The organism is Verminephrobacter aporrectodeae subsp. tuberculatae, assembly GCF_026127385.1.
GTDB classification, from domain to species: Bacteria; Pseudomonadota; Gammaproteobacteria; order Burkholderiales; family Burkholderiaceae_C; genus Acidovorax; species Acidovorax aporrectodeae.
In genome coordinates this window covers 259,881-280,263 of sequence record NZ_QZCX01000002.1, presented here as the reverse complement: position 1 = coordinate 280,263, position 20,383 = coordinate 259,881, and the positions used below count along the sequence as shown (strand labels likewise).

The 20,383-nt window shown below is 58.1% G+C and carries 16 protein-coding genes; all 16 read left to right on the top strand.

What is annotated here, in order from left to right:
- The first annotated feature begins 1 nt into the window (after position 1).
- The 16 genes from D5041_RS09290 to D5041_RS09215 all read left to right on the top strand — a co-directional run bounded on the left by D5041_RS09290 (position 2) and on the right by D5041_RS09215 (position 20,378).
- Positions 2-946: a leucine-rich repeat domain-containing protein gene (locus tag D5041_RS09290; protein ID WP_265281732.1), complete on the top strand. Its 945-nt coding sequence runs from the start codon at positions 2-4 to the stop codon at positions 944-946.
- 136 nt (positions 947-1,082) lie between these two features.
- Positions 1,083-2,012, top strand: a complete 930-nt coding sequence (locus D5041_RS09285) for a leucine-rich repeat domain-containing protein (RefSeq protein ID WP_265281734.1) — start codon at positions 1,083-1,085, stop codon at positions 2,010-2,012.
- 307 nt (positions 2,013-2,319) lie between these two features.
- Positions 2,320-2,850: a hypothetical protein gene (locus D5041_RS09280; protein ID WP_265284520.1), complete on the top strand. Its 531-nt coding sequence runs from the start codon at positions 2,320-2,322 to the stop codon at positions 2,848-2,850.
- Between the two features lie 190 nt (positions 2,851-3,040).
- Entirely contained in the window at positions 3,041-3,574 is a 534-nt protein-coding gene (locus D5041_RS09275) for a hypothetical protein (RefSeq protein ID WP_265284518.1), read from the top strand.
- A gap of 62 nt (positions 3,575-3,636) precedes the next feature.
- Positions 3,637-4,104, top strand: coding sequence for a hypothetical protein (locus D5041_RS09270; protein WP_265281704.1), 468 nt, complete (start codon positions 3,637-3,639; stop codon positions 4,102-4,104).
- A gap of 20 nt (positions 4,105-4,124) precedes the next feature.
- On the top strand, positions 4,125-5,909 hold the full coding sequence (locus D5041_RS09265) for an RHS repeat domain-containing protein (RefSeq protein WP_265284516.1): 1,785 nt from the start codon (positions 4,125-4,127) through the stop codon (positions 5,907-5,909).
- Positions 5,910-6,136: 227 nt separating this feature from the next.
- Positions 6,137-7,075 (top strand): hypothetical protein, encoded by a 939-nt coding sequence (locus D5041_RS09260; RefSeq protein WP_265284515.1) that lies wholly within the window; start codon positions 6,137-6,139, stop codon positions 7,073-7,075.
- A gap of 390 nt (positions 7,076-7,465) precedes the next feature.
- Complete coding sequence (locus D5041_RS09255; protein ID WP_265284513.1) at positions 7,466-11,431, top strand: fibronectin type III domain-containing protein; 3,966 nt, start codon at positions 7,466-7,468, stop codon at positions 11,429-11,431.
- Positions 11,407-11,859 carry a type II secretion system major pseudopilin GspG gene (gene gspG, locus D5041_RS09250; RefSeq protein ID WP_265284512.1) on the top strand — a complete coding sequence of 151 codons (453 nt, stop codon included), beginning with the start codon at positions 11,407-11,409 and terminating at the stop codon, positions 11,857-11,859. The genes D5041_RS09255 and gspG overlap by 25 nt, the downstream gene beginning before the upstream one ends.
- A 58-nt stretch (positions 11,860-11,917) precedes the next feature.
- The gene (locus tag D5041_RS09245; RefSeq protein ID WP_265284510.1) at positions 11,918-13,081 is read left to right on the top strand and encodes a type II secretion system F family protein; all 1,164 of its coding nucleotides are present in this window, start codon (positions 11,918-11,920) and stop codon (positions 13,079-13,081) included.
- Complete coding sequence (locus D5041_RS09240; protein ID WP_265284508.1) at positions 13,078-14,763, top strand: GspE/PulE family protein; 1,686 nt, start codon at positions 13,078-13,080, stop codon at positions 14,761-14,763. The genes D5041_RS09245 and D5041_RS09240 overlap by 4 nt, the downstream gene beginning before the upstream one ends.
- A gap of 157 nt (positions 14,764-14,920) precedes the next feature.
- A complete protein-coding gene (locus tag D5041_RS09235; RefSeq protein WP_265284507.1) occupies positions 14,921-16,201 on the top strand; it encodes a hypothetical protein in 1,281 nt (426 codons plus the stop codon).
- Positions 16,198-16,884, top strand: a complete 687-nt coding sequence (locus tag D5041_RS09230; protein ID WP_265284506.1) for a hypothetical protein — start codon at positions 16,198-16,200, stop codon at positions 16,882-16,884. Before D5041_RS09235 ends, D5041_RS09230 begins: the two co-directional genes overlap by 4 nt.
- A complete protein-coding gene (locus D5041_RS09225; RefSeq protein WP_265284505.1) occupies positions 16,881-17,453 on the top strand; it encodes a hypothetical protein in 573 nt (190 codons plus the stop codon). The genes D5041_RS09230 and D5041_RS09225 overlap by 4 nt, the downstream gene beginning before the upstream one ends.
- Before the next feature lie 16 nt (positions 17,454-17,469).
- Positions 17,470-19,893 (top strand): secretin GspD/PilQ domain-containing protein, encoded by a 2,424-nt coding sequence (locus tag D5041_RS09220; RefSeq protein ID WP_265284504.1) that lies wholly within the window; start codon positions 17,470-17,472, stop codon positions 19,891-19,893.
- Positions 19,893-20,378 (top strand): prepilin-type N-terminal cleavage/methylation domain-containing protein, encoded by a 486-nt coding sequence (locus tag D5041_RS09215; RefSeq protein ID WP_321162167.1) that lies wholly within the window; start codon positions 19,893-19,895, stop codon positions 20,376-20,378. Before D5041_RS09220 ends, D5041_RS09215 begins: the two co-directional genes overlap by 1 nt.
- The last annotated feature ends 5 nt before the right edge of the window (positions 20,379-20,383 follow it).

Genomic DNA, 20,383 nt, shown 5'->3' with positions numbered 1-20,383 from the left:
AATGATTGAACTTGTTCAAAATACTCCAGACGTAACCCAAAATTTTTGGGGATTTGATGGAGAAAACATTGAAGATGCTATCCGGATGGTCTCCGAGTCGAACTGCAGATGCCTTAGCTTGGAGTTGCCACATGATTCAAAGCATAAAGATCTAGACTTTTTGCTGGCGTTTCCGGAAATTTCGTCACTGTCGGTCCGCTCACATTGGCCAGTGATGATTGATGCAAGCGCCATTGGAAAAATCGAAACGCTTGAAGGGCTTGGATTTTCCGTCGCTGGAGCAACCGGGTTAAATATTGATCGACTTCAGAACCTGACAAGTCTCTCACTCGGATATGTCAAAGAAATATTCTTTCCGAAATCGCCTATGCCGCGCATTAATATATTGGATATAGAACATTTTGATGGCGTCAATCTTGAAGTTTTGAAGAATTTCCCTTCCCTTCAGAATTTCGACATACGTGAGTCGCGCAAATTGGTCAGCACTCGTGGAATAGAAACATGCCGTGATATGAAAGAACTGAAAATTCTTTACTGTTCAAATTTAGTTGATATCGAGTCAATTTCAGCTCTTTATCAATTGAATGAGTTGGAGTTTCACAGTTTAAAGAAATTGTCCTTGATTGATCCAATATTTGAAGTTTATTCGCTTAGGAAAATTATCATAGAAAAAATTTCTCCCGTCAAACAAATAAAATCCATAGGCAATCTGAGAAATCTGGAATTTTTAGTCATGAGCAAATCTGAAATAATCGATGGAGATCTCGGCATCGTTCTTGATATGCCAAAATTGCATCATTGCTATATAAGACCGAATAAAATTCACTACCGACCGACCGCATCGTATGTTTATGAAGTGGTCGGGTCCCGTGATCCAGAATTTACCAAGCGTAAACACCAGATGGCTTTGTCTGATAAATTGTGGGCGAGACGGAACAAGTATTAGCGATTCTGAGAGAACTTGGATAATCAATCCACCAGAATCTCAGTCTTCAATCGTTTTCAGATCTGTCGGGACGATTCGCCACCAATTGACATACTGTTTGCTAAAAAACTTATGATTTTCAAAAAGGCAATCTATAATGATCAAACTGTTTTTTAATCCGGGTTCAGAAAGTTGGGACTTTGATGGGGAAGACGTTGAGGAAGCTATCCGGATAGTTGCCAACTCCAACGTCAGAGCCCTTAGTCTGATTTTGCCGTGTGATTCAAAGCATGAAAATCTGAACTTCCTGCTGGATTTCCCGGAACTTTCAGAATTTCAGTTTGATTCGCACTCATCAATGATAATTGATACGACTGCCATTGGGAAAATGAGCACGCTTAAAAGGCTTGTTTTTTTTTCCTATGGAGCAACCGGATTTGAAATCGATCACCTTCAGGCGCTGGAAGAGCTTATCATCGAATTTGACAAGACAGTGTTTCTTCCGAAAATCCCTATGCCACGTATTGAACTGATAGATGTAGCTCGCCCTAATGGTGTTGATCTTGATTTTTTGAAGAATTTTCCTTCCGTTCGGAATGTCACCATAAGTAGGACACGTAGACTGGAAAGCATTCAGGGGATAGAAGCATGCCGAAACATTACTTATTTGTGGATTGACCGTTGTCCAAATTTGTTGGATATCAAGTTGCTTCCAGCCCTTGACAAATTGGATACGCTGCATCTCAGCAACTTAAAAAACCTATCCTCGATTGAACCTGTATTTGAAGTTGATTCACTTAGCTCGATAATAATTGAAAAGAATCATCCCATAAAGGAAATCAAAAATGTAAGTAGACTGAAAAATTTGGAATCTCTAAATATATCAAGATCAGAGATAATCGACGGAGATATTAGTTGTATTCTCGATGCACCAAAGTTGACAGAATGCAATATAAGGCCAAACAAACCTCACTACCAGCCAACCGCATCGTATGTCCATAAGGTGATCAAGGACCGCGATCAAGTATATACCGAGCTTAAACGTCAGATGACTTTGCGTTATAAACAGATAGCGAGAAAAAAATGATTTCTTCAGCGCGAACTGCTCACGGGAAATATGTTTCCAACGGGCTTCTTGCCGGTTTTTGCTTCTATCGTTTCGGAGGGGGTTGTTTCGGCGTAGGTAGCCCAAAGGGCATCCCATTATACACCATTCAGTTATACACAAGTCATGACCAGCGACATCGATTGAAATCTGACTTGTGTATAACGAAATGTGTTATACACCCCCCTCACATGAGCTACGCTACTTATTTAATAGCAAAAGCGCACAATGAACTGGGTAGTCACAGAATTCAAAATGTAGAAAATGTAGGAAGAGAAGGAAACACCTTATGTGTCAACTGATTCGTCTAAGCATGGTATGGTTTTTTATCGGAATCGTTATCATTCCAACAACAGTCTTTGCTGATAACAATCCCCGCCCTGGTTCTCAGACTGCATTGAACGGCTTGGTTCAGAGTTATCGTCGCACAATCATCGAGTTGATGGAGTTTCAGGAAAAGAGCAAAGAAATTCAGGGATTCCCCCCCTCTGTGAGCACGAGCCATACAGATCAGATTTTATCGACTATAATAATGGGTTTGGACAACATAGATAACGATGCAGCAAATCAACTGGTGCTTGATTTTTCTGGAGTATATTTTGGATCAGCTCCAGCGGCCGTATTTTCAAGTCTTGTTAATCGCAAGGGAAGAAAATTAAAGAAGTATCTTAAAAAAGATCGATTACTGACCGACTGGTGTATCAAAAAATTACCTGCCGGGATTTGCCACGAGGAAGGACATGCACTCTCATCCTTGCTTGATGACATTGAAGAAGAAAGTCATTTGGAATATTATCTATCCATTTATCCCGATCCATAATATTTACACAAACCAGGCTCATCCAGCACCCAGTTTGGACTTTTGTTCTCAGTTCACATGAAAACCATGGGATGGGCGCGCTGGACTGAATCATTTTATATGAGCAAATTATCAGAATTTAATTCAACAACTCCTCTTATTGCATTGCCATCTTGAATATTATATATGCTCTGAAATAAGGCTGTACATCATGTGCCAATTTGTTCGCCTATGTATGGTATGGTTTTTTGCCGGCATTGCCGTCATCCCCGCGACAGTCTTTGCTGATGATATCGATCCGCGCCCTGGATCTCAGTCCGCATTGAACAGCTTGGCTTATTACTACGGCCTTATAGTTATCGAAACGGTGAAGTTTGAAGTGGAAAACAAAGAGATTTTGGATTCCAATCTCCAATTAAACTACCAGAGCTATCGAGAGCAAATCTTGGTGACTGTGCTAAGGGGCTTGGATAACATAGACAACAGCGCTGCAGATCAACTGGTATTTGATTTGTCGGGGGTTTCCTTTGGCGAGGCTACAGATCCCCTGTATGCATGCCTTGTGCAGCGCAAAGCCAGGAAATTAGCAAAGTACCTGAAAAAAGGACGCTCGCCGACCGAATGGTGCACCAAAGAACTTCCTGCAACTGTAGCGGTTTGCCGCAAAAAAGAAGATGCTCTTCTGCTTTTGCGGGATAATATAAAAAAAGCAAATTCAAAATGTGATTCCCCGCTCTATCCATAAATCAGGATGACTACGAATTTTCTGACTTGTGGACGTGGTGGGGAGAACCACTTCCTCAAGGCTTGGTGGACTATTCGGCTGGATTTGGCGATACGTTGTCGTTTGACCTGACCAACTGGACACGCAATCAGATGGATATCAATGCAGCGGTGAACAAGTGCTCGGGCTATTACACCGCTGGTGAGTGGACCGGAATTGGGTTCGAGGTTGTGCTCGGTGGTGCAGCAGGTTGGAGAGCCGCAGGGGCCAAGGGTGCAGGCAAGGAGTTCTCGCACTGGATTCCGAGGCGCTCGCTTCCAAAGCGCTTGAAGAATGTACGCTCGAAGTGGCTCGGAAATTACGTGTCACCGGAGCGGCATTTCCGCCACGACCCTTACCGATATCCGTCGGGGTGGAAAAATTTTGACGACAGGTTCTCTTTTTTGGGGCAGCAGTTTGACCGGATTCCGCATGTTTACAAGGGAGGTACTGCTGCTCCCATCGCAGGCACGGCCACGAGGGAAATCAACGATTGCGAGTGCCAGCGATGATAGGGTCAATCCTCCTTCTGGTGTTGATTGCTTTCGTTTGGCTCCGCTACGAATGGGTGCTGAACTGGGGGTCGCATATGACGCATCGCTTGTTCGCGAGCAAGAAACTGTTGTCTTACGAGCGGCTGGTACTCAATGCATGGCGTGCCTCACTGCCGGGGGAGGCTCAGCGCATTCTTGATGCGCAGCTTGAAGTTGTCTGGCTCGTGCAACGTGGCGCCGGCGATGCAAAGGTGTGCTTCTACCATCGTGAAGATCGCGGTACGCCGCGATTCAAGCTCGACCCATTGGACCTGCATGCTGCGACTGTGCTGTTGTGCTCTGGGAGCGCAGCAACGATGCGGGCAAAAATATTCCTTCACGGAGGGTTATTTTTCTCGATTGAATTCCCGAAGCGACCAAAGCGCTACATGCAGTTGCACCGCATGCAGGGACAGGCGCTGCATGTAGCGCGCGTCGAAAGTCACGCAACCATTGTTCCATGTCCCGCAGGCGGAGTGACATTTTTTTGCGCACAGGCCACGGACTCGAGCCTGTGCGTAACCCTACCCAATGGCTATGCAGATTTCAGGGTCAACGACTTGGATGCAGGTAGCGCGCCCGGAAATGTGAAATGGGAGCGGCAGTGGGACGGTCAGGAATGGAAATTCAATCCCCACTGGGAAAGCCTGTCGCAAAACTGGAAAAACCTCACGGGCAATCGCAACGCTGACCCCGGGGAAGCCAGCAACCCGAACAACCAAGGAGACGCCGGGCGCTGGGTCTTCTGGGTTAATGAAGACTGGCAGCCATCAATTGAAAGAATGGCTAGCCGTCGTACAGTCCAGCCCGTCATCGTCGACGGCGTACCGCAGGCTCGCCCCATGGTCCCGCTCCGCAGCACCCCCTTTAACCGGACCCTCGGTCACAGCAATGCCACCGACTACCCGCCGCCGCGACGTGTCAACTTCGATTACGCCCTGCTGTGCACTGAATCGGACGCCAACTTGGTGGAAGCGCAGGCAATCAGACGCATGGACCAATTGTTCCTGGGTGAAGACGGGCGCTACACATTCGGCAACCGCACGTTTCTCGAACAATGCCCCGTGCGCCAGATTCCAGGCGCAGCCACTACGGTCCTCTACGGCAGCCTCGCGGCAGGGCGGGTTTCTGTCGCCGCAGAGGTCAACGACAAGGGCTACCGCTGGAGCGACAGAAACGGAAACTGGGCCGACTACAACACGCAAGGCCAGATCGTTGCCACGGGCGATCCCCATGGCAACACCCTCTGGCTACTCAGGGAGCGCTCGGGCCGCGTCGTGGGCGTGGCCGATGGCGCTGGCAACGCCCTGCTGAGTCTGCATTACACGGGGGAGTTGTTGACCGAGGTGCGCGATCATTCCGAGGCGGAATCCGCAGTCGGAGCGCCAGGGCGCTCGGTGAAATACCGCTACGACGACAAGAACCGGCTGACCCAGGTCACGGACATGTACGGAAACACCGTGCAACACACCTACGACGCCGCAAACCGCATCATCCAGAGAACTGACCAAGAAGGGCGGGTGGAGCGCTTCAGCTACGCCGGCCAATCCATCAAAAAGCACATCGCCGCCGACGGTGCGATCACGGACTACGAATTTGAGTATGACGATGCCAACAAGCAATTCATCAGCCGGATCACCGGGCCCGAGACAGCAGTGGGCAGACAGGTCGTCGAATACATCCACAACCGCATGGGTCAACTGGTGCGCCACACGGTCAATGGGCGTGAGGAAGCCGAGATTTTCCATGACACCGGGGCCGGTAGCGCCAGCCCCAACTGCTGAAAACCACCAGTGCCGTGCCGTAATCCTGCTTGATAAAAAATACCTGAATGACTGTTTCGGCGAGGATACGAAAATGCGTGGAGCACAGGCTTCGTGTCATCGTGATAAGTATCTGCGGTGTGCCGATCATGGCTGCCATGAGCGATGGTGATTGCACATGCCGAGACACTTCATTGCCAGTGGCATCGGTTGAAAATGGACTTATGTATAACGAAATGGAGTAGATAGTGACGCTCAAGCGGTTGATTCAGATACTTAAGGCGCTGTTCATTATTACCTGTGCTGGATCGGCGTTGTTTACGTGGTCATTATTTTTGGAAACCGAACCTCGATACAATCACGAGGTGCTTATCATGACAGCGATCATACTGTCCATAATAACGTTCCCGACGAATTTTGTGGTTTGTTTGATCATCATGGGGTTGTTTCAGACGTTTGGTCCGGAAACTATTGGAACTACTTCTCAAAATGCTGCAAGTGCTGCAAGTGCTGCAAGTGCTGCAAGTGCTGCAAGTGCTGCAAGTGCTGCAAGTGCTGCAAGTGCTGAATATATTGCAGGCTCAATCTTTTTCTTCAGTATATGGATACTGTGCACCGCAGTGGGATACTGGCAGTGGTTTGTGCTTGCACCGCGTTTGCTTGCGTTTGTTCTGTCCTGGATTCGTGCACGTTCCGGTAAATCCGATGATCGCACGGCAGTGATTCTCATTCAACCCACCAGGGTGTGCCTGCCGAGGATGGCCGCAGGGGATGTGTTCCATGGTGAACTGAGTATCACCAACTACGGCCTGACACAGGCCGACAACCTCAAGCAAAATCTGCCCCGAAGCGATGCTTGCCTCCGGTTTGAATTTTTGGCAGAAATCCCCTCCACATTGCAGGCCAAGCAACAGGTCACCATCCCTTACCGTATCGTGGCGTTGCAAGCCCTGGAGGAACTGGCGGGCAACAGCAGTTCGACGGATGACAATGGATCGGTCCTTGGAAAATCGTTCGGATCCGGCAATCCGTCCGATGCAAGTTGCTACAGCAACACCATGTCCGTGACCTGTGACTTCATCTGTACCAATGGGGCGCAATCGGCATGCAGATCCGCCGTATCCTGGGTTTCCGCCAGCCATAGCGCATGGGGTGCAGGCAGTGATAGAAGTGGCGTTGTTGCATAAATTCCGGACTGCATGGTGCGTTGACCGAACCCAAGGGGGAAGTGCCAACAAAATTGGTAACTATTCAACCTTTCCGCAACGCGACAAGTGACTTGGCAACGATACTCGTATCGATTCACACTGCGACATTTCCTCTGGTCATCCACCCCGCGTCGTACTGCGCCCAGTTCCTGACATGGCAGGTCGCCTTGGGTTCAGCGCGTTACCCGGGTTGCGCCTGTTTCTGGCACAGGGTCGGGAGTGTACGCCGTTGCGCGCAAACGTCAGCGCACTGTGTGGTCCGGTATTTATGCAGCAACACCGACAGCGATGCACATGCGTCTTGGTATGCTTCGATACCCTGCGCGTAACTGGCGCAAGCACCAAGAAAACTTGAGAGAGCGTTTCGCAATGCAATGCACCCCATTCGGACGGAGCGCGTGCGCCTGCGTGTTGGCCTTGTTCGCCGCCATCGCGCCTGCTGTGGCGCAGGAGACGGTGTGTGCCCGCGTCAAGATCGAGATCAAGCAAGAACTGACGCTCGAGCGCCAGGCTTTTGACGCCGAGATGAAGATCCACAACACCACGGACACGGGCGTCATAGAGAACGTCTCTGTCGTGGTCAAGGTCACGGACGAGGCGGGTACGCCCATTGCCGTGACCGACGATCCGAACGATCTTTCCGCCAAATTCTTTTTGCGCTTGGCCAGCCGGCAGAATATCCGTGCAGTGGACGGCACGGGAGTGGTCAGCCCAAAAACCACCAGCGTCATCAATTGGCTGCTGATTCCCGCGCCCGGTTCAGCAGGGGTCGGCCCCTTGGGGAAAAAATACCTGGTTGGCGCAACGCTCAGATACCGTTTTGGCGGGGAAGACACGGTGCTCGATGTCGCACCCGACGTGATCACCGTGAAACCCTTGCCATTGTTGAGTCTGGACTATTTTCTCACGCAAGACGTCTGGGCGGATGATCCGCTCACGCCGGCGATCGAGCCGGCGGAGCCCTTTACCCTGGGGGTGCGCGTCAGGAACAACGGCTTTGCCACGGCCAGAAGGCTCAAGATCGACTCGGCGCAGCCAAAAATAGTAGCAAACGACCAGGGTCTGCTGGTGAATTTCATTCTTTCGGGAAGCTACGTAAACGATGCGCCGGTGCAAAATACCTTGCTGATCGATTTTGGTGATCTGGCACCGCAGACCAGCAAAATGGGCCGCTGGGTGATGGAGACCAAGCTCGCGGGAAAATTCACCGAATTCACTGCCAAATTCAGCCATGCGGACGAATTGGGTGGTGCGCTCACATCGATTTTGCAGGCCACGAATGCGCATTTTCTGATTCGGGACGTGCGGGTGGATTTGCCCGGGCGCGACCCTGTGCGTGATTTTCTGGCCAGGGATGGTGACGTCATTCGGGTGTACGAGTCCGATGGCATGGATACGCTGGTCACTGACCGCAGCGGCGTGGCCACCTTGGCCGTGCGCTCTGGAGCCGACGAGAACGCGAACTATCGACTGACTTTCCCGGCGACGGACGGGTTTGTCCACGTGCGCTTGCCAGATCCCTACAACGGCACCAAGACATTGGGCAGGACCGTGCGCTCCGACGCCAAGGAACTGCTTTCCGAGAACGTATGGCTTTCCAAGACGCGCAATGCGCAGACCAAGCAGTGGGAGTACTGGGTCAACTTTTTCGATGTGAATTCCACGGGCGTGTACGACAGCGGGTTTCAGGCCCCGCCACCGGCCGCGCGCGCGCCGGTCGTTCGGCAGGTGCTCGACCATGTCACGCAGGAAACCAAGCAGTTGTCGTTTCTGGTGGAGGCCAGCAGTCCGGATGGCAAAGCCGTCGTGCTCGCTGCGGGTCCCTTGCCCGCGGGTGCCGTGTTTACGCAACAGGCCGTGGATCCGTCTGCTCCCGGTGTTGCGCGCGCGGTTTTTGACTGGACGCCTGCCAGGGGAACGGCAGGCAACTATCTGGTGACTTACACGGCGAATGACGGCGTTCTGTCGGCTGCGCGCTCGGCCAACATCACCGTGCAGGCCATTGCGCCCCCGCCGGGACCTGAAACACCCACCATCGGCTCGCCCCTGTCTGGCGCGCAACTCGCCGAGTTGCGGCCGACGCTTGCCGTCATGACTTCGACCAATCCGCAGGACCCGACGACCAAGGTGCAGTTCGAGGTGTATTCCGACGAGGCCCGGACGCAGCGGGTCGCCAGCGCCTTGGTGGACAAAGTTCCGGCCGGGGCGGGCCCCGTGGCGCGGCCGACGACGTGGCGCTTGCCTGTCGATTTGAATGACAACACGCACTATTGGTGGCGTGCCCGAGGGTTTGAAGGCACGCTGTACAGCGCCTGGGTGCATGGCCGTTTCTTTGTCAATTTGTTCAACGATGCGCCGGACAGTTTCAACCTGACCACCCCCGCGCCCAATGCCGAAGTGGGCAGCAGCAATCCGCGGCTGGCGTGGACGAATAGTGCGGACAAGGATGGCGACGCCATCACGTACAGCGTTGCCGTGTACAAGGACGAAGGCTTGACGGACGTTTTTTCCCAGGCGAGCGACATCCCCCAGAACCCCGGTGGCAGCACGGACTGGGAAGTAACGCCCGCGCTGACGAACCATGTGAAGTACTTCTGGCGCGTGCTTGCCAAGGACGCGCTGGGCGCACGGACATCGAGTTCGGCGCGCTGGTTCACGGTCAACACGGGCAATACGGCTCCTTCGGCGCCCGTTTTGCTCAGCCCTCCCCTGGGGGGTCAGAGCACCGCGTCCGCGACCGCTTTGGTGATTCAAAACAGCGTGGATGCGGAAAACGATCTGATCACCTACGTATTCGAGATCGATACCGTCAACACCTTTGATTCGTCGGACAAGAAAAGCTCGGGGCAGGTGATCCAGGGCAGTTCGGGCAGCAGTTGGACGGTGACGGACCTGCTGGAAAACCGGCGTTACTGGTGGCGCGTGAAGGCCCAGGATGGGCGCGCGGAGTCGGCCTGGACGGCGGGCCATTTCCTGATGAATGCCTTGAACGAAGCCCCGCCCACGCCGACGGTGAAGAACCCTGGAAACGGCGCATGGACGGCTTCGCAGCAACCGAGCCTGGAGGTCAATCCGGTCGTGGACCCCGAGGGGGATCCCGTGCACTATGGGTTTGAGGTGTTCCGGGATGCCGCCATGACGCAGCAAGTGGCGCAGGGCAGTTCGGACAACACGGCGTTCATCGTTCCTGCCGTGCTGGCGGACAGGACCACGCATTGGTGGCGTGTCCGGGCGCTGGATGGGCAGGGTCTGGCGAGCGCCTGGAGTCCTGCGGCGGTGCTGCATGTGAGCAGCGCGCCGTATCAGGACCCCAGCATTGCCGTCACCGCGCCTGCGACGCCGGTCATTCCCGACTCGGTGGAGACCGCCTCGGGCGTGAAAAAACAGGTGACGATCCGGTGGGAGGGAGCGGACCCGAACATCGAGCCGACCGTGGCGCTTTACTACGGCACCAGCAAGGAAGGCTTCACGGGCCATCTGATCGTCGATGGCCTGCGCCAGGCGGCGGGGGCGCAGACCGGGAGTTACCTCTGGGACGTCAGCAGTCTGGCACCGGGCGCCTATTACGTCCATGCGGTGATCTACGACGCCAAGGGCATGGGGAGAGCCTACGCACCGGGCATGGTGGTCGTATCGCCGGTGCAGCAAGCCGGCAGCATCGAAGTGATTGCGCCCAGACTCTTGCATACATCGGAGATAGGGGCGAGCTCTTCGTTTTCAGTGCGCTTGGGGCGTGCGCCGGTGGCGGACGTCGTCGTGCCCTTGTCCAGCAGCAATCGCAACGCTGGCGATGTCAGCCCGTCCCGTCTGACGTTCACTCCAAGAAACTGGTTTACAAGGCAAACGGTGACGGTCACGGGCCGCAACGATTGCGTGCCCAATGGCAGCAGGTCGTACCAAGTCCTGTCCGGTGCGGTGCAATCGGTGGACCCGGATTTCATCGGTTTGTTTGGCAGGCCCGTGAACGTTGTGAACATGGGCGATTTGGATCTGCCGAATTCCACGAACCATCCGAAACTGCATATTTGCGGCGTCAGTCTGGTGCGTGAACGCAAGGTCAACGCAAGAACCTGGGAGTACGTGTTGAAGGCGGAACTGACGAACACCGGGGCGGCCCTGGGGGGGGTGGTCGCCACGCTGCGCCCGATGCCCTGGAACATTCAACTGCTCGATGCGGAACTGACTTTTGGTGCGGTGGGCGAGGGCGAGACGGTCAAGACCCGTGACACCGTCGTGCTCCGGTCGCGGTTCCCCATTCCTCCAACGGTATTCAAGTTTGGAATTGGTCTCGGCTTTGGAGCATGGTTCAGATGGAACGTGGTGACGCAGCCGTGAAAAAAACGGCAGATCCCGCGCCTCGCTGCCGCAGGGGCTTCACGCTGCTCGAACTGCTGGTGGTAATCGTCATCATCGGTCTGCTCGCGGCCTACGTGGGGCCGCGCTATTTCTCGCAGCTCGGCAAGTCGGAGCGCAACACCGCCAAGGCACAGATCGAGGGCCTGGGCAAGGCGCTGGACACATACCGGCTCGACACGGGTCACTACCCGACCACGGAGCAGGGGCTCACCGCCCTGGTGGTGCAGCCCCCGGACGAGCCCAAGTGGCGTGGGCCTTATTTGCAGAAAGCGGTGCCGATGGACCCCTGGGGCAAGCCCTATGTCTACCGCGCTCCCGGACAGGCTTGGGATTTCGATCTGTCTTCTCTGGGCAAGGATGGGCAGGTGGGGGGCGATGGCGATGGCGAAGACATTACGTACCGCTGATACCGCTGATATGGGGGCCACGGCGTCTGTTGTCCGTTGGCGTCTCAAGGTTCAGGGCGTGGACGGGAGCACGCAGGTGCTGGAGTTCGCGGACACGACCCAGGCGCAGGCGCTGCGCCGTGTCACGGCGCGTGGCATGCGCGTGCTGGCGATCGAGTCCGGGGTCACGGGCATCGATGCGACGCATGGGGTGGCGGGCAGCTTTCCTTTGCTTTTGTTTAGCCAGGAACTGCTGGCGTTGCTCGATGCCGGGCTGAATCTGACGGAAGCCATTGGCACCTTGCTGGCCAAGGAGCGGAACCCGGGCGTGCGCGCCATCCTGACCGAGGTTTTGCAAGCCCTGCGGGAAGGCAGAAACTTCTCGGACGTGTTGGCCGCCAGACCCGAGCATTTCTCGCCGGTGTACGTGGCCACGGTGCGCGCGTCCGAGCGCACGGGCGACATGCCGCAATCGCTGGCAAGGTATATCGCCTACCAGATCCAGTTCGATACGCTGCGCAAGAAACTGGTCTCGGCCGCCATCTATCCGGCCATGCTGCTGCTGGTGGGGGGATTCGTCACGCTCTTCCTGCTGGGCTACGTGGTGCCGCGTTTTGCGATGGTGTATGCCTCCTCGGGTCGGGACATGCCCTGGCTGTCCACGGTGTTGCTGTCTTTTGGCAAGTTCATCCACCAGCACTGGCAGATTGTTTTGGCCGGGTTGTCGGGCGTGTTCGTTCCGGGAGCCTGGGGCGTGAGCCGGCCCCGGGGACGTGCCTGGCTTTTTGCGCAATTGCTGAAGTTTCCCGGTCTGGCGCACAAGGTGCACGGGTTCCGCCTTGCGCGGTTTTACCGGGCGCTGAGCCTGCTGCTGGCCGCAGGCATTGCCCTGCCGCGGGCCATGGGCATGGTCGCGGGACTGCTCAGCGCGGCGCAGCAGCGGCAGTTGGAACAGTGCCGTCTGGCCGTGGAGCAGGGGCACAGTCTGTCGTCCGCATTGGTGCACACAGCGTTGGCCAGCCCGGTGGCCGAGTCGCTGATCAAGGTGGGCGAGCGCTCCGGCCAGATGGCCGAGATGCTGGAGCGGACGGCGCGCTTTGCGGACGATGACTTTGCCCGCTGGCTCGATTGGGCCTCGCGCCTGCTCGAGCCTGTTTTGATGCTGGCGATCGGGCTCGTCATCGGTACGGTGGTGGTCCTGATGTACCTGCCGATCTTTGAGTTGGCGGGGAGTTTGCAATGATGCCCGACGATCCGCCCGCGCAGATTACGCCGGCCCTGATGGAGAAGGCGCGTGCGCTTTGCGGGCAGCAGGATCTGAGCCTGCCCGCCGCGTTGCAGCAGATCGCTGGCTGGTCCGCAGAGGCGCTGATGGCCGCACTGGGAAAGAGCTTTGCGTACCCGGTGTTGGACATGGCCGCCCTGCAGGAGTTGGCGCCCGATTTCGAGCCCATTGCCTATACGCAGTGCCTGGGACAAGGCGTGGTGCTCGGCCGTGACGGCGCCGCACGTGCCAGCCTGATTCTGGCCGACCCATTCGACGTGGCCACCGAGGAATGGGCGCTGCACCGCTGCGCCAGCGCGGGAGTCGTTGCGCAGATTGTGCTGGCGCATCCGGACGACCTGCAGGCATTCCTGGCGCAGCACGAACGCCAAGTCAGGGCCATGGACGGTTTTGCCGCGGATACCCATGTCCGGGACGACGAAGAAGTTGCCGCGGTCATCACCCTGACCTCGATCAGCGACGACGCGAGCCCCGTGGTCAAACTGGTGAATTCGACCATTTACGACGCCCTGAAACTGCAGGCCAGCGACATCCATCTGGAATGCGACGCCGGCTGCCTGCATGTGTTGTACCGCATCGACGGCGTGCTGGTGCCCATTACACAGGTCCAGGGGCAGGAGAGAACCGAGCAGGTGATCTCGCGCATCAAAGTGATGGCCGAATTGGACATTGCCGAGCGGCGGGTTCCGCAAGACGGTCGCTTCAAGGTGCGCGTCAACGGTCGGGAGATAGATTTCCGGGTCTCGGTGATGCCCAACATCTTCGGGGAAGACGCCGTGCTGCGGCTGCTCGATCGCCAGTCCTTGACCGAGCAGGCGCGCTCGCTGCGCCTGGATCACCTGGGGCTGGACACCGGCTCGATGGCCGCCATCCGCAAACTTGCAAGCAAGTCCCACGGCATGCTTTTGGTGACCGGCCCCACGGGGTCGGGCAAGACGACCACGCTGTACGCTGCGATCACCGAAATCCATACGGGCCACGCCAAGATCGTGACCATCGAGGATCCGGTGGAATACCGCTTGCCCCGTGTCCTGCAAATTCCCGTCAACGAAAAAAAGGGCTTGACGTTCGCGCGGGGCCTGCGCTCCATCCTGCGCCACGACCCTGACAAGATCATGGTCGGCGAAATCCGCGACGACGAAACCGCGCAGATCGCCGTGCAGGCAGCGCTCACGGGCCATCTGGTGTTCACCACGGTGCACGCCAACAGCGTGTTTGACGTGTTGGGGCGCTTTCTGCACATGGGGGTGGACGCCTACAGCTTTGCCGCGGCCCTCAATGGCATCGTGGCCCAGAGGCTGTTGCGCATCAACTGCCCGCATTGCGCCGCGCCGGTTGTGCCTGGCGATGACGAACTGGCGGTTTCGGGCCTGGTGCGTGCGCAAGTGCAGGGCTGGGCGTTCAAGGCGGGCAAGGGCTGCGGGCATTGCCGTGGCGTTGGCTACAAGGGCCGCAAGGCGGTGGCCGAGGTGCTGCCGCTCGACGACAGCCTGCGTGAACTGATTGCCGAGCGCGCCCCGATTTCGGTGCTCAAGCAGCGGGCTGCGCAAACGGGCCTGAAAGCGCTCCAGGCAACGGCCCTGCAATGGGTCGAGCGTGGCGAGACCACCTTGGAAGAGGTCGTGCGTGTCACCGGCTGAACGCCCCGGACCGAACCGGCCGTGCGGACCCGGTACGCTGTACCTGTTCGTCCGTTCGGAGCGCGTCGAATACGGTGCCGTGCAGCGGATCGGCGCAGACCGCCAATGGTGCCCGCAAGCCAGCGTTGAACTGCCGGGGGCCGGTCCGGCGGGTCCCATGCCGTCTTTCACGGCGCTGCAAGAAGCACTGCATGCGCTCGCTGGAATGTCGTCGCCGCAGCATTCGCCGCGGCCGCAGCGGCCTATTCGGGTACTCGTCGCCGACGCCTGGCTTGCCGCCGTGGTGCTTGCCTGGAGCCCCGCGCTCACGCGCCATGGGTCGGCCCAAGCCTATGCACACAGCCAGTTTCTGGTTGCCGGATTCGAGGTGCTTGCAGAGGATGTGATCCGGATGGACGACGCACCCTTCGAGGCTCCCCGGCTCGCCGTGGCCTACCCCCGGGCGCTCCTGTCATGTCTTCGGGAGTGGGCGCACCGCGTCGATGGACGGCTGGCGTCCGTGCATCCGCTGAGTGTCGCGGCCTGGCTGCTGATGCAGCGCCCAGGGCGATCGGGAATGCCTTCAGGGCCAGGCGCTTCAGGAACCGGTGCGCAAGCGCTGGCGGTGATCGAGGGGAACCGCGTCACGATCGCGCACTCCCTGGTGCGCAATTGGCGCGGCGTCTCCTGGATCAGTGGTCTGAGCCAGCGCCAGGCACATGCCGACGGCGTGACAGCCCGAACCTTGGCGGACACATGGCAAAGACTGTGTCTGCGTGAGCCGGGATTGCCCTCCGTCGCCCACGTTGCGCTCCTCGATCTCTCTGACGGCAATGCAGAGCCCGGAGAACTTGGCGCGCCCTTCACGCCGATCGGTCCCCAAGTGCAGGTCCATGCGGCGCTGATGGGCTCGCTGGAGACCCGGGCGGGTGCGCACGCGCTTTGTTTCCAGGGGGTCCCCTTGCCCTGCACGCGCTGGCAATGGATCGTTTTGGCGACCCTGGTGATGGCCTGTGCCGTTTTGGCGGTGCAACTCATCCGCGGGTTTTCCAGCGCTTCTGCGCTGCAAGCAAGGATTGCACAAACGGAGCGCGCCCGGCAACCCGCTGCGACGGGAAAGACTTGGTCGCGCGAAGAAGCCGCACGCGTTCAGGCAGTCAACCGGGCGATTCGGGAGTTGAACCTGCCCATCGATGCACTGCTCGATGCCCTGGTTCCTCCCCAAGACATCCGGGTGGCGGTCCTGAGCATGGAGACCATGGGCCGGACAACGAACGCACCATCACAGACCGTGGGCATCAAGATTCTGGCGCAGGCCTGCAGCGGCGCGGACATGGCGCGCTACGTTGCCTTTGTCGCGGGACGCAAGCCCTTTGGCGGGGCCTACCTGATGCGCCACGAGATCTTGGACCCGGGGGAAAACTGCCCTTACCGATTCACCGTGGAGGCCAGATCATGAGCCGCGGGATGGGCCGACCACCCAGGAAGTCGATGGCCTGGCGCATGCAGGAACTCGCTTGGCGCGTGCATTGCACGGCGGCCTCCTTGAACCGGCGTTTTGGCCTCTGGGGATGGTGTGCCGCAGCGCTGTCCCTGGCCATCGGTGTGCTGGGCTGGCTGGCGTATGGCCAGGTGCAGCAGGCGCAATCGCTGGCCCGGGTGCGGGCCTTGCTGGTGGCGGATGCGCCGGCCCATTCCCCGGCCCGCTCCTTCGTATCTGCATCCGACCCGGAAGCGGCATTCGATGCGCAGGACAGGCTGCGCCTGTTCGAGAGCGTTCTTTTGCCCCACGACGACATCCCGCAAATGGTTCAGGACCTGCTGCAATGGGCGCAGGACGAGGGCCTGTCGATCGAGCGCGGTGACTACCAGGCAGTTGCCGATCAGGAGGGCGGATTCATGCGCTACCGCATGAGCCTTCCCGTGCGCGGGAAGTCCATGGCCGTTCACAGACTCATTCATAAGGCCATGCTGGAGCAGAAACACCTCACCATCGAGAGCCTGCAATTCAAACGTGAGCGCGTGATTTCAGAAACCATCGAGGCCCGCATTCAGTGGGTCGCGCTCACGCAGTTGCCACAGGGATCCCGTTCGAAGTCAGGCTCGAGGACCGAAGAAGGTTCCACGGAGCGCGTGCGATGACACGGAACGCAAAGCGTGCGGCACTCTTTGCCGTCCTGGTCGCGACCTTGGTGGCAGCGTGGTTCGCCCCTGCCGGGGGTGAGCAGGATGCGCTGCTCGCACCGCGCGTCACGGCGGGCGCGGCAAACCGGGGCGCGGCGCCGACCGAGTCCCGGGATGCGTCCAGATCGCGCCCGGCGGGGCGGCTCGCCTCCCAAAGCACCGAGGTGCTGCGTATTCTCGACCGGGGTTCCGCCGAGCAGGACGATGGGCTGAAGGCGCGTTTGTTCGACCCGGCGCAGTGGGCAACGGCGCCCGCTGCGCTGGAGCCGGCGGCACAACCCGTGCGCGCGGAGGCTTCCTCTGTCGCTCCACAGGTTCCGCCGCTCCCGTTCCAGGTTCTGGGGCGGTACGAGGAAGACGGCAGGGCGGCCGTTTTCCTGCAGTACATGGACAGAAGCCTCGTTGTCCGTGTGGGTGACACCATTGCCGAGCATTACAAGGTGGAGGGTCTTAGCGAGAGCACACTCACTTTGCGCTATCTCCCGCTCGATCAGGTTCAGCATCTGGCGTTGGGCGCCAGCCAGTAATGGCAGGAAATTCAAAATGACTGACGCTTCCGTGCAATTCCAACGCCTCTGCGGGTTGCTGCCCCGTTTGAAAAACCCGGTGCCTGCGTTGCCTTGCGGCCAACGCTGCGCCCGCTTTGTGCAAGAGGTCGCAGCGCTGACTCTGCTCGTGCTGCTCACGGCATGCGCCGGTATGCAGGCATTTCAAGAGGGCAACCAGTTGCTGCTCGAGGGCAAGACAGACCAGGGTCTGGCGAAACTGGAAGAGGCCGTCAAGCTGGCGCCAAAGAACGCGGAGTACCGGATTGCGCTGGCCACGCGCAGGACCTCGGTGATCAATCGCCTGATTGCCGCGGGCGAAGCGGCACGCCGCGAGGGTCGCTTGACGGACGCGGAAAAACTCTATCGGCAAGTGCAGGACATGGAGCCCGAACACGCGATGGCGCGCCAAGGGCTTCAGGCATTGGCGCTCGAACGCCGGCATCGCCTGAGCGTTGCCGAAGCGCAGGAGTTTTTCAAAAAGGGCAAGGTCGCCGATCTGCATGCGGCGCTGGAGAAACTGCGTTCCATCCTTTCCGAGAACCCCGGCCAGAAGGATGCTCTGAGCCTCAGGGCGCAGGTACAGGATGCGCTGGCAAAGCAGCTGCGCCCCGAGGCGAAACTGGCGGCCACGTTCAGGAAGCCCATTTCCCTGGAGTTTCGTGATGCCCCGTTGAAATCCATCCTCGAGGTCGTTGCCAAAGTGTCCGGGTTGAACTTCTTTTATGACAAAGAAATTCGTCCGGACCTCAAGGCGACGATTTTTGCGAAGAACACCACCATCGAAGACGCCATGCGCGTGCTTCTGGTGACGAATCAGCTCGAGCAAAAAGTGCTGAATGACAACTCTCTGCTGATTTATCCGGGAACACCGCAGAAGCTCAAGGAGTACCAAACCCTGGCGGTGCGCAGTTTTTACCTCGCGAATGCCGATGTGAAGGCGGTCTCCAACACCATCAAGACCATCCTCAAAACGAAGGACGTGGTGATCGACGAACGCCTGGGCGTGATCATCATGCGCGATACCCCGGAAGCCATCCGCATGGCCGAGCGGATCGTTGCCTTGCAGGATCTGAGCGATCCCGAGGTGATGCTGGAAGTGGAGATCCTGGAGATCAAGCGCTCGCGCCTGATGGAGTTGGGTGTGCAGTGGCCAGGCCAGGCCACGCTGTCACCATTGCAAATGGGAACGGCCAAGCTGACGCTCGATGACCTGAGGTACCTCACCTGGCGGGAGTCCACTACGGTCGGCACCGGGAACATACTCATCAATGCCCGCAAGGAAGACCAGAACGCAAACATCCTCGCAAATCCGCGCATTCGCGTGCGCAACAAGGAAAAGGCCAAGGTGCAGATCGGCGATCGGGTGCCGGTCATCACCACGACGTCGACGTCCACGGGTTTTGTCTCGGAGTCCGTGAGCTACGTCGACGTGGGTTTGAAGCTGGAGGTCGAGCCGAGCATTTACCTGGACGAGGAGGTTGCGATCAAGGTCAGCCTGGAAGTGTCGAATCTCGTGCGCGAAATCGTGAGCAAGTCCGGAACGCTCTCCTACCAGATCGGAACGCGCGGCGCGAGCACGGTGCTGCGGCTCAGGGACGGGGAGACGCAAATCCTTGCCGGATTGATCAACGACGAGGACCGCACGACGGCCAACAAGGTGCCTGGACTGGGCGAACTGCCCATTGCCGGACGGCTGTTTGGCAGCCAGAAAGACGATACCCAGCGCAGCGAAATCCTGCTGTCGATTACGCCCAGGATGGTGCGCTCCATTCAGCGTCCCGACATGTTGTCCGCTGAATTTGAATCGGGAACCGAAAGCAGTGTTGGCGCGCCAACGCTCAGGCTCTCGACACCCGAAGAGCCCCCCGCGGGCGCCGCCGAGCCAGCCCCCGCGCCCGCACCGACGGGCCTGCCCCCGGCCGCCAGCGCGTCCCCGCCTGCGGGGCCAGACGCTGCGCAAACGGCGGGGAACGGCGCGCCGGCCGGCGCCGGAACGGGCGCGGTGGTTCTGGCCTGGCAAGCGCCCACGCAAGTGAAGGTCGGCGAACAGTTCAGCGCCGTGCTGCGCGTCAACAGCCAGCAGGCATTGCGCGGCATGCCATTGCTGGTGGCGTTTGACCCGCAGGCCTTGCAGGTGGCGAGTGTTCAGGAAGGGGATTTTTTCATGCAGGGCAATGCGCAGACCAGTTTCAGCCAGCGCGTCGATCCTGCACAGGGCAAGGTATTCGTCGCCCTCGTGCGCCAAAATACCGCAGGCGATCAGGCAGGCATCAATGGCAGCGGGGCATTGATAACCCTGAATTTGAAGGCGGTCAAACCCGGAAACGTCAAATTGCAGCTGTTGTCGGCAACGCCCGAACCGGCGGGCGCGGCGCCCCTGCGGATGCCGCTGGAGCATGCTTTGCGGGTGCTTCCCTGATGATGCATCGGCGTATCCCCTGCAAGGGCTTTACTTTCATTGAACTGATGGTCACCCTTGCCATCATGGCCGTCTTGGTGATGGTGGCGACCCCCATGGCACAACTGACCGTGCAAAGACACAGGGAGCACAGCTTGCGTGCTGCGTTGGCAGAGATCCGCCAGGCGCTCGATGCCTACAAGCGTGCCGCAGAACTGGGCAGGATCGCGGTCATGCTGGGAGAGTCCGGGTATCCCAAGACCTTGGACGCACTGGTCGAAGGTGTTGAAGACCAGCGCAGCCCGGCGCGGCAAAAGATCTATTTCCTCAGACGCCTGCCCGCAGACCCCATGGCGGCTGACCCTGCGGTCAAGCCCGCGGATAGCTGGGGCCTGCGCAGCTACGCGTCCCCTCCCGATGACCCGAGCGAAGGCGACGACGTATTCGACGTCTACAGCCGTTCGGACAAGGTGGGGCTCAACGGCGTACCGTACCGTCAGTGGTGAGGGCT

Bases quoted from the DNA above. Each gene is read 5' to 3' on its own strand.
- D5041_RS09225 (WP_265284505.1), top strand. From the start codon at position 16,881: ATGACACGGAACGCAAAGCGTGCGGCACTCTTTGCCGTCCTGGTCGCG.
- D5041_RS09235 (WP_265284507.1), top strand. From the start codon at position 14,921: ATGCCGTCTTTCACGGCGCTGCAAGAAGCACTGCATGCGCTCGCTGGA.
- D5041_RS09255 (WP_265284513.1), top strand. From the start codon at position 7,466: ATGCAATGCACCCCATTCGGACGGAGCGCGTGCGCCTGCGTGTTGGCC.
- D5041_RS09285 (WP_265281734.1), top strand. From the start codon at position 1,083: ATGATCAAACTGTTTTTTAATCCGGGTTCAGAAAGTTGGGACTTTGAT.
- D5041_RS09215 (WP_321162167.1), top strand. From the start codon at position 19,893: ATGATGCATCGGCGTATCCCCTGCAAGGGCTTTACTTTCATTGAACTG.
- gspG (WP_265284512.1), top strand. From the start codon at position 11,407: ATGGAACGTGGTGACGCAGCCGTGAAAAAAACGGCAGATCCCGCGCCT.
- D5041_RS09290 (WP_265281732.1), top strand. From the start codon at position 2: ATGATTGAACTTGTTCAAAATACTCCAGACGTAACCCAAAATTTTTGG.
- D5041_RS09230 (WP_265284506.1), top strand. From the start codon at position 16,198: ATGAGCCGCGGGATGGGCCGACCACCCAGGAAGTCGATGGCCTGGCGC.
- D5041_RS09240 (WP_265284508.1), top strand. From the start codon at position 13,078: ATGATGCCCGACGATCCGCCCGCGCAGATTACGCCGGCCCTGATGGAG.
- D5041_RS09275 (WP_265284518.1), top strand. From the start codon at position 3,041: ATGTGCCAATTTGTTCGCCTATGTATGGTATGGTTTTTTGCCGGCATT.
- D5041_RS09220 (WP_265284504.1), top strand. From the start codon at position 17,470: ATGACTGACGCTTCCGTGCAATTCCAACGCCTCTGCGGGTTGCTGCCC.
- D5041_RS09280 (WP_265284520.1), top strand. From the start codon at position 2,320: ATGTGTCAACTGATTCGTCTAAGCATGGTATGGTTTTTTATCGGAATC.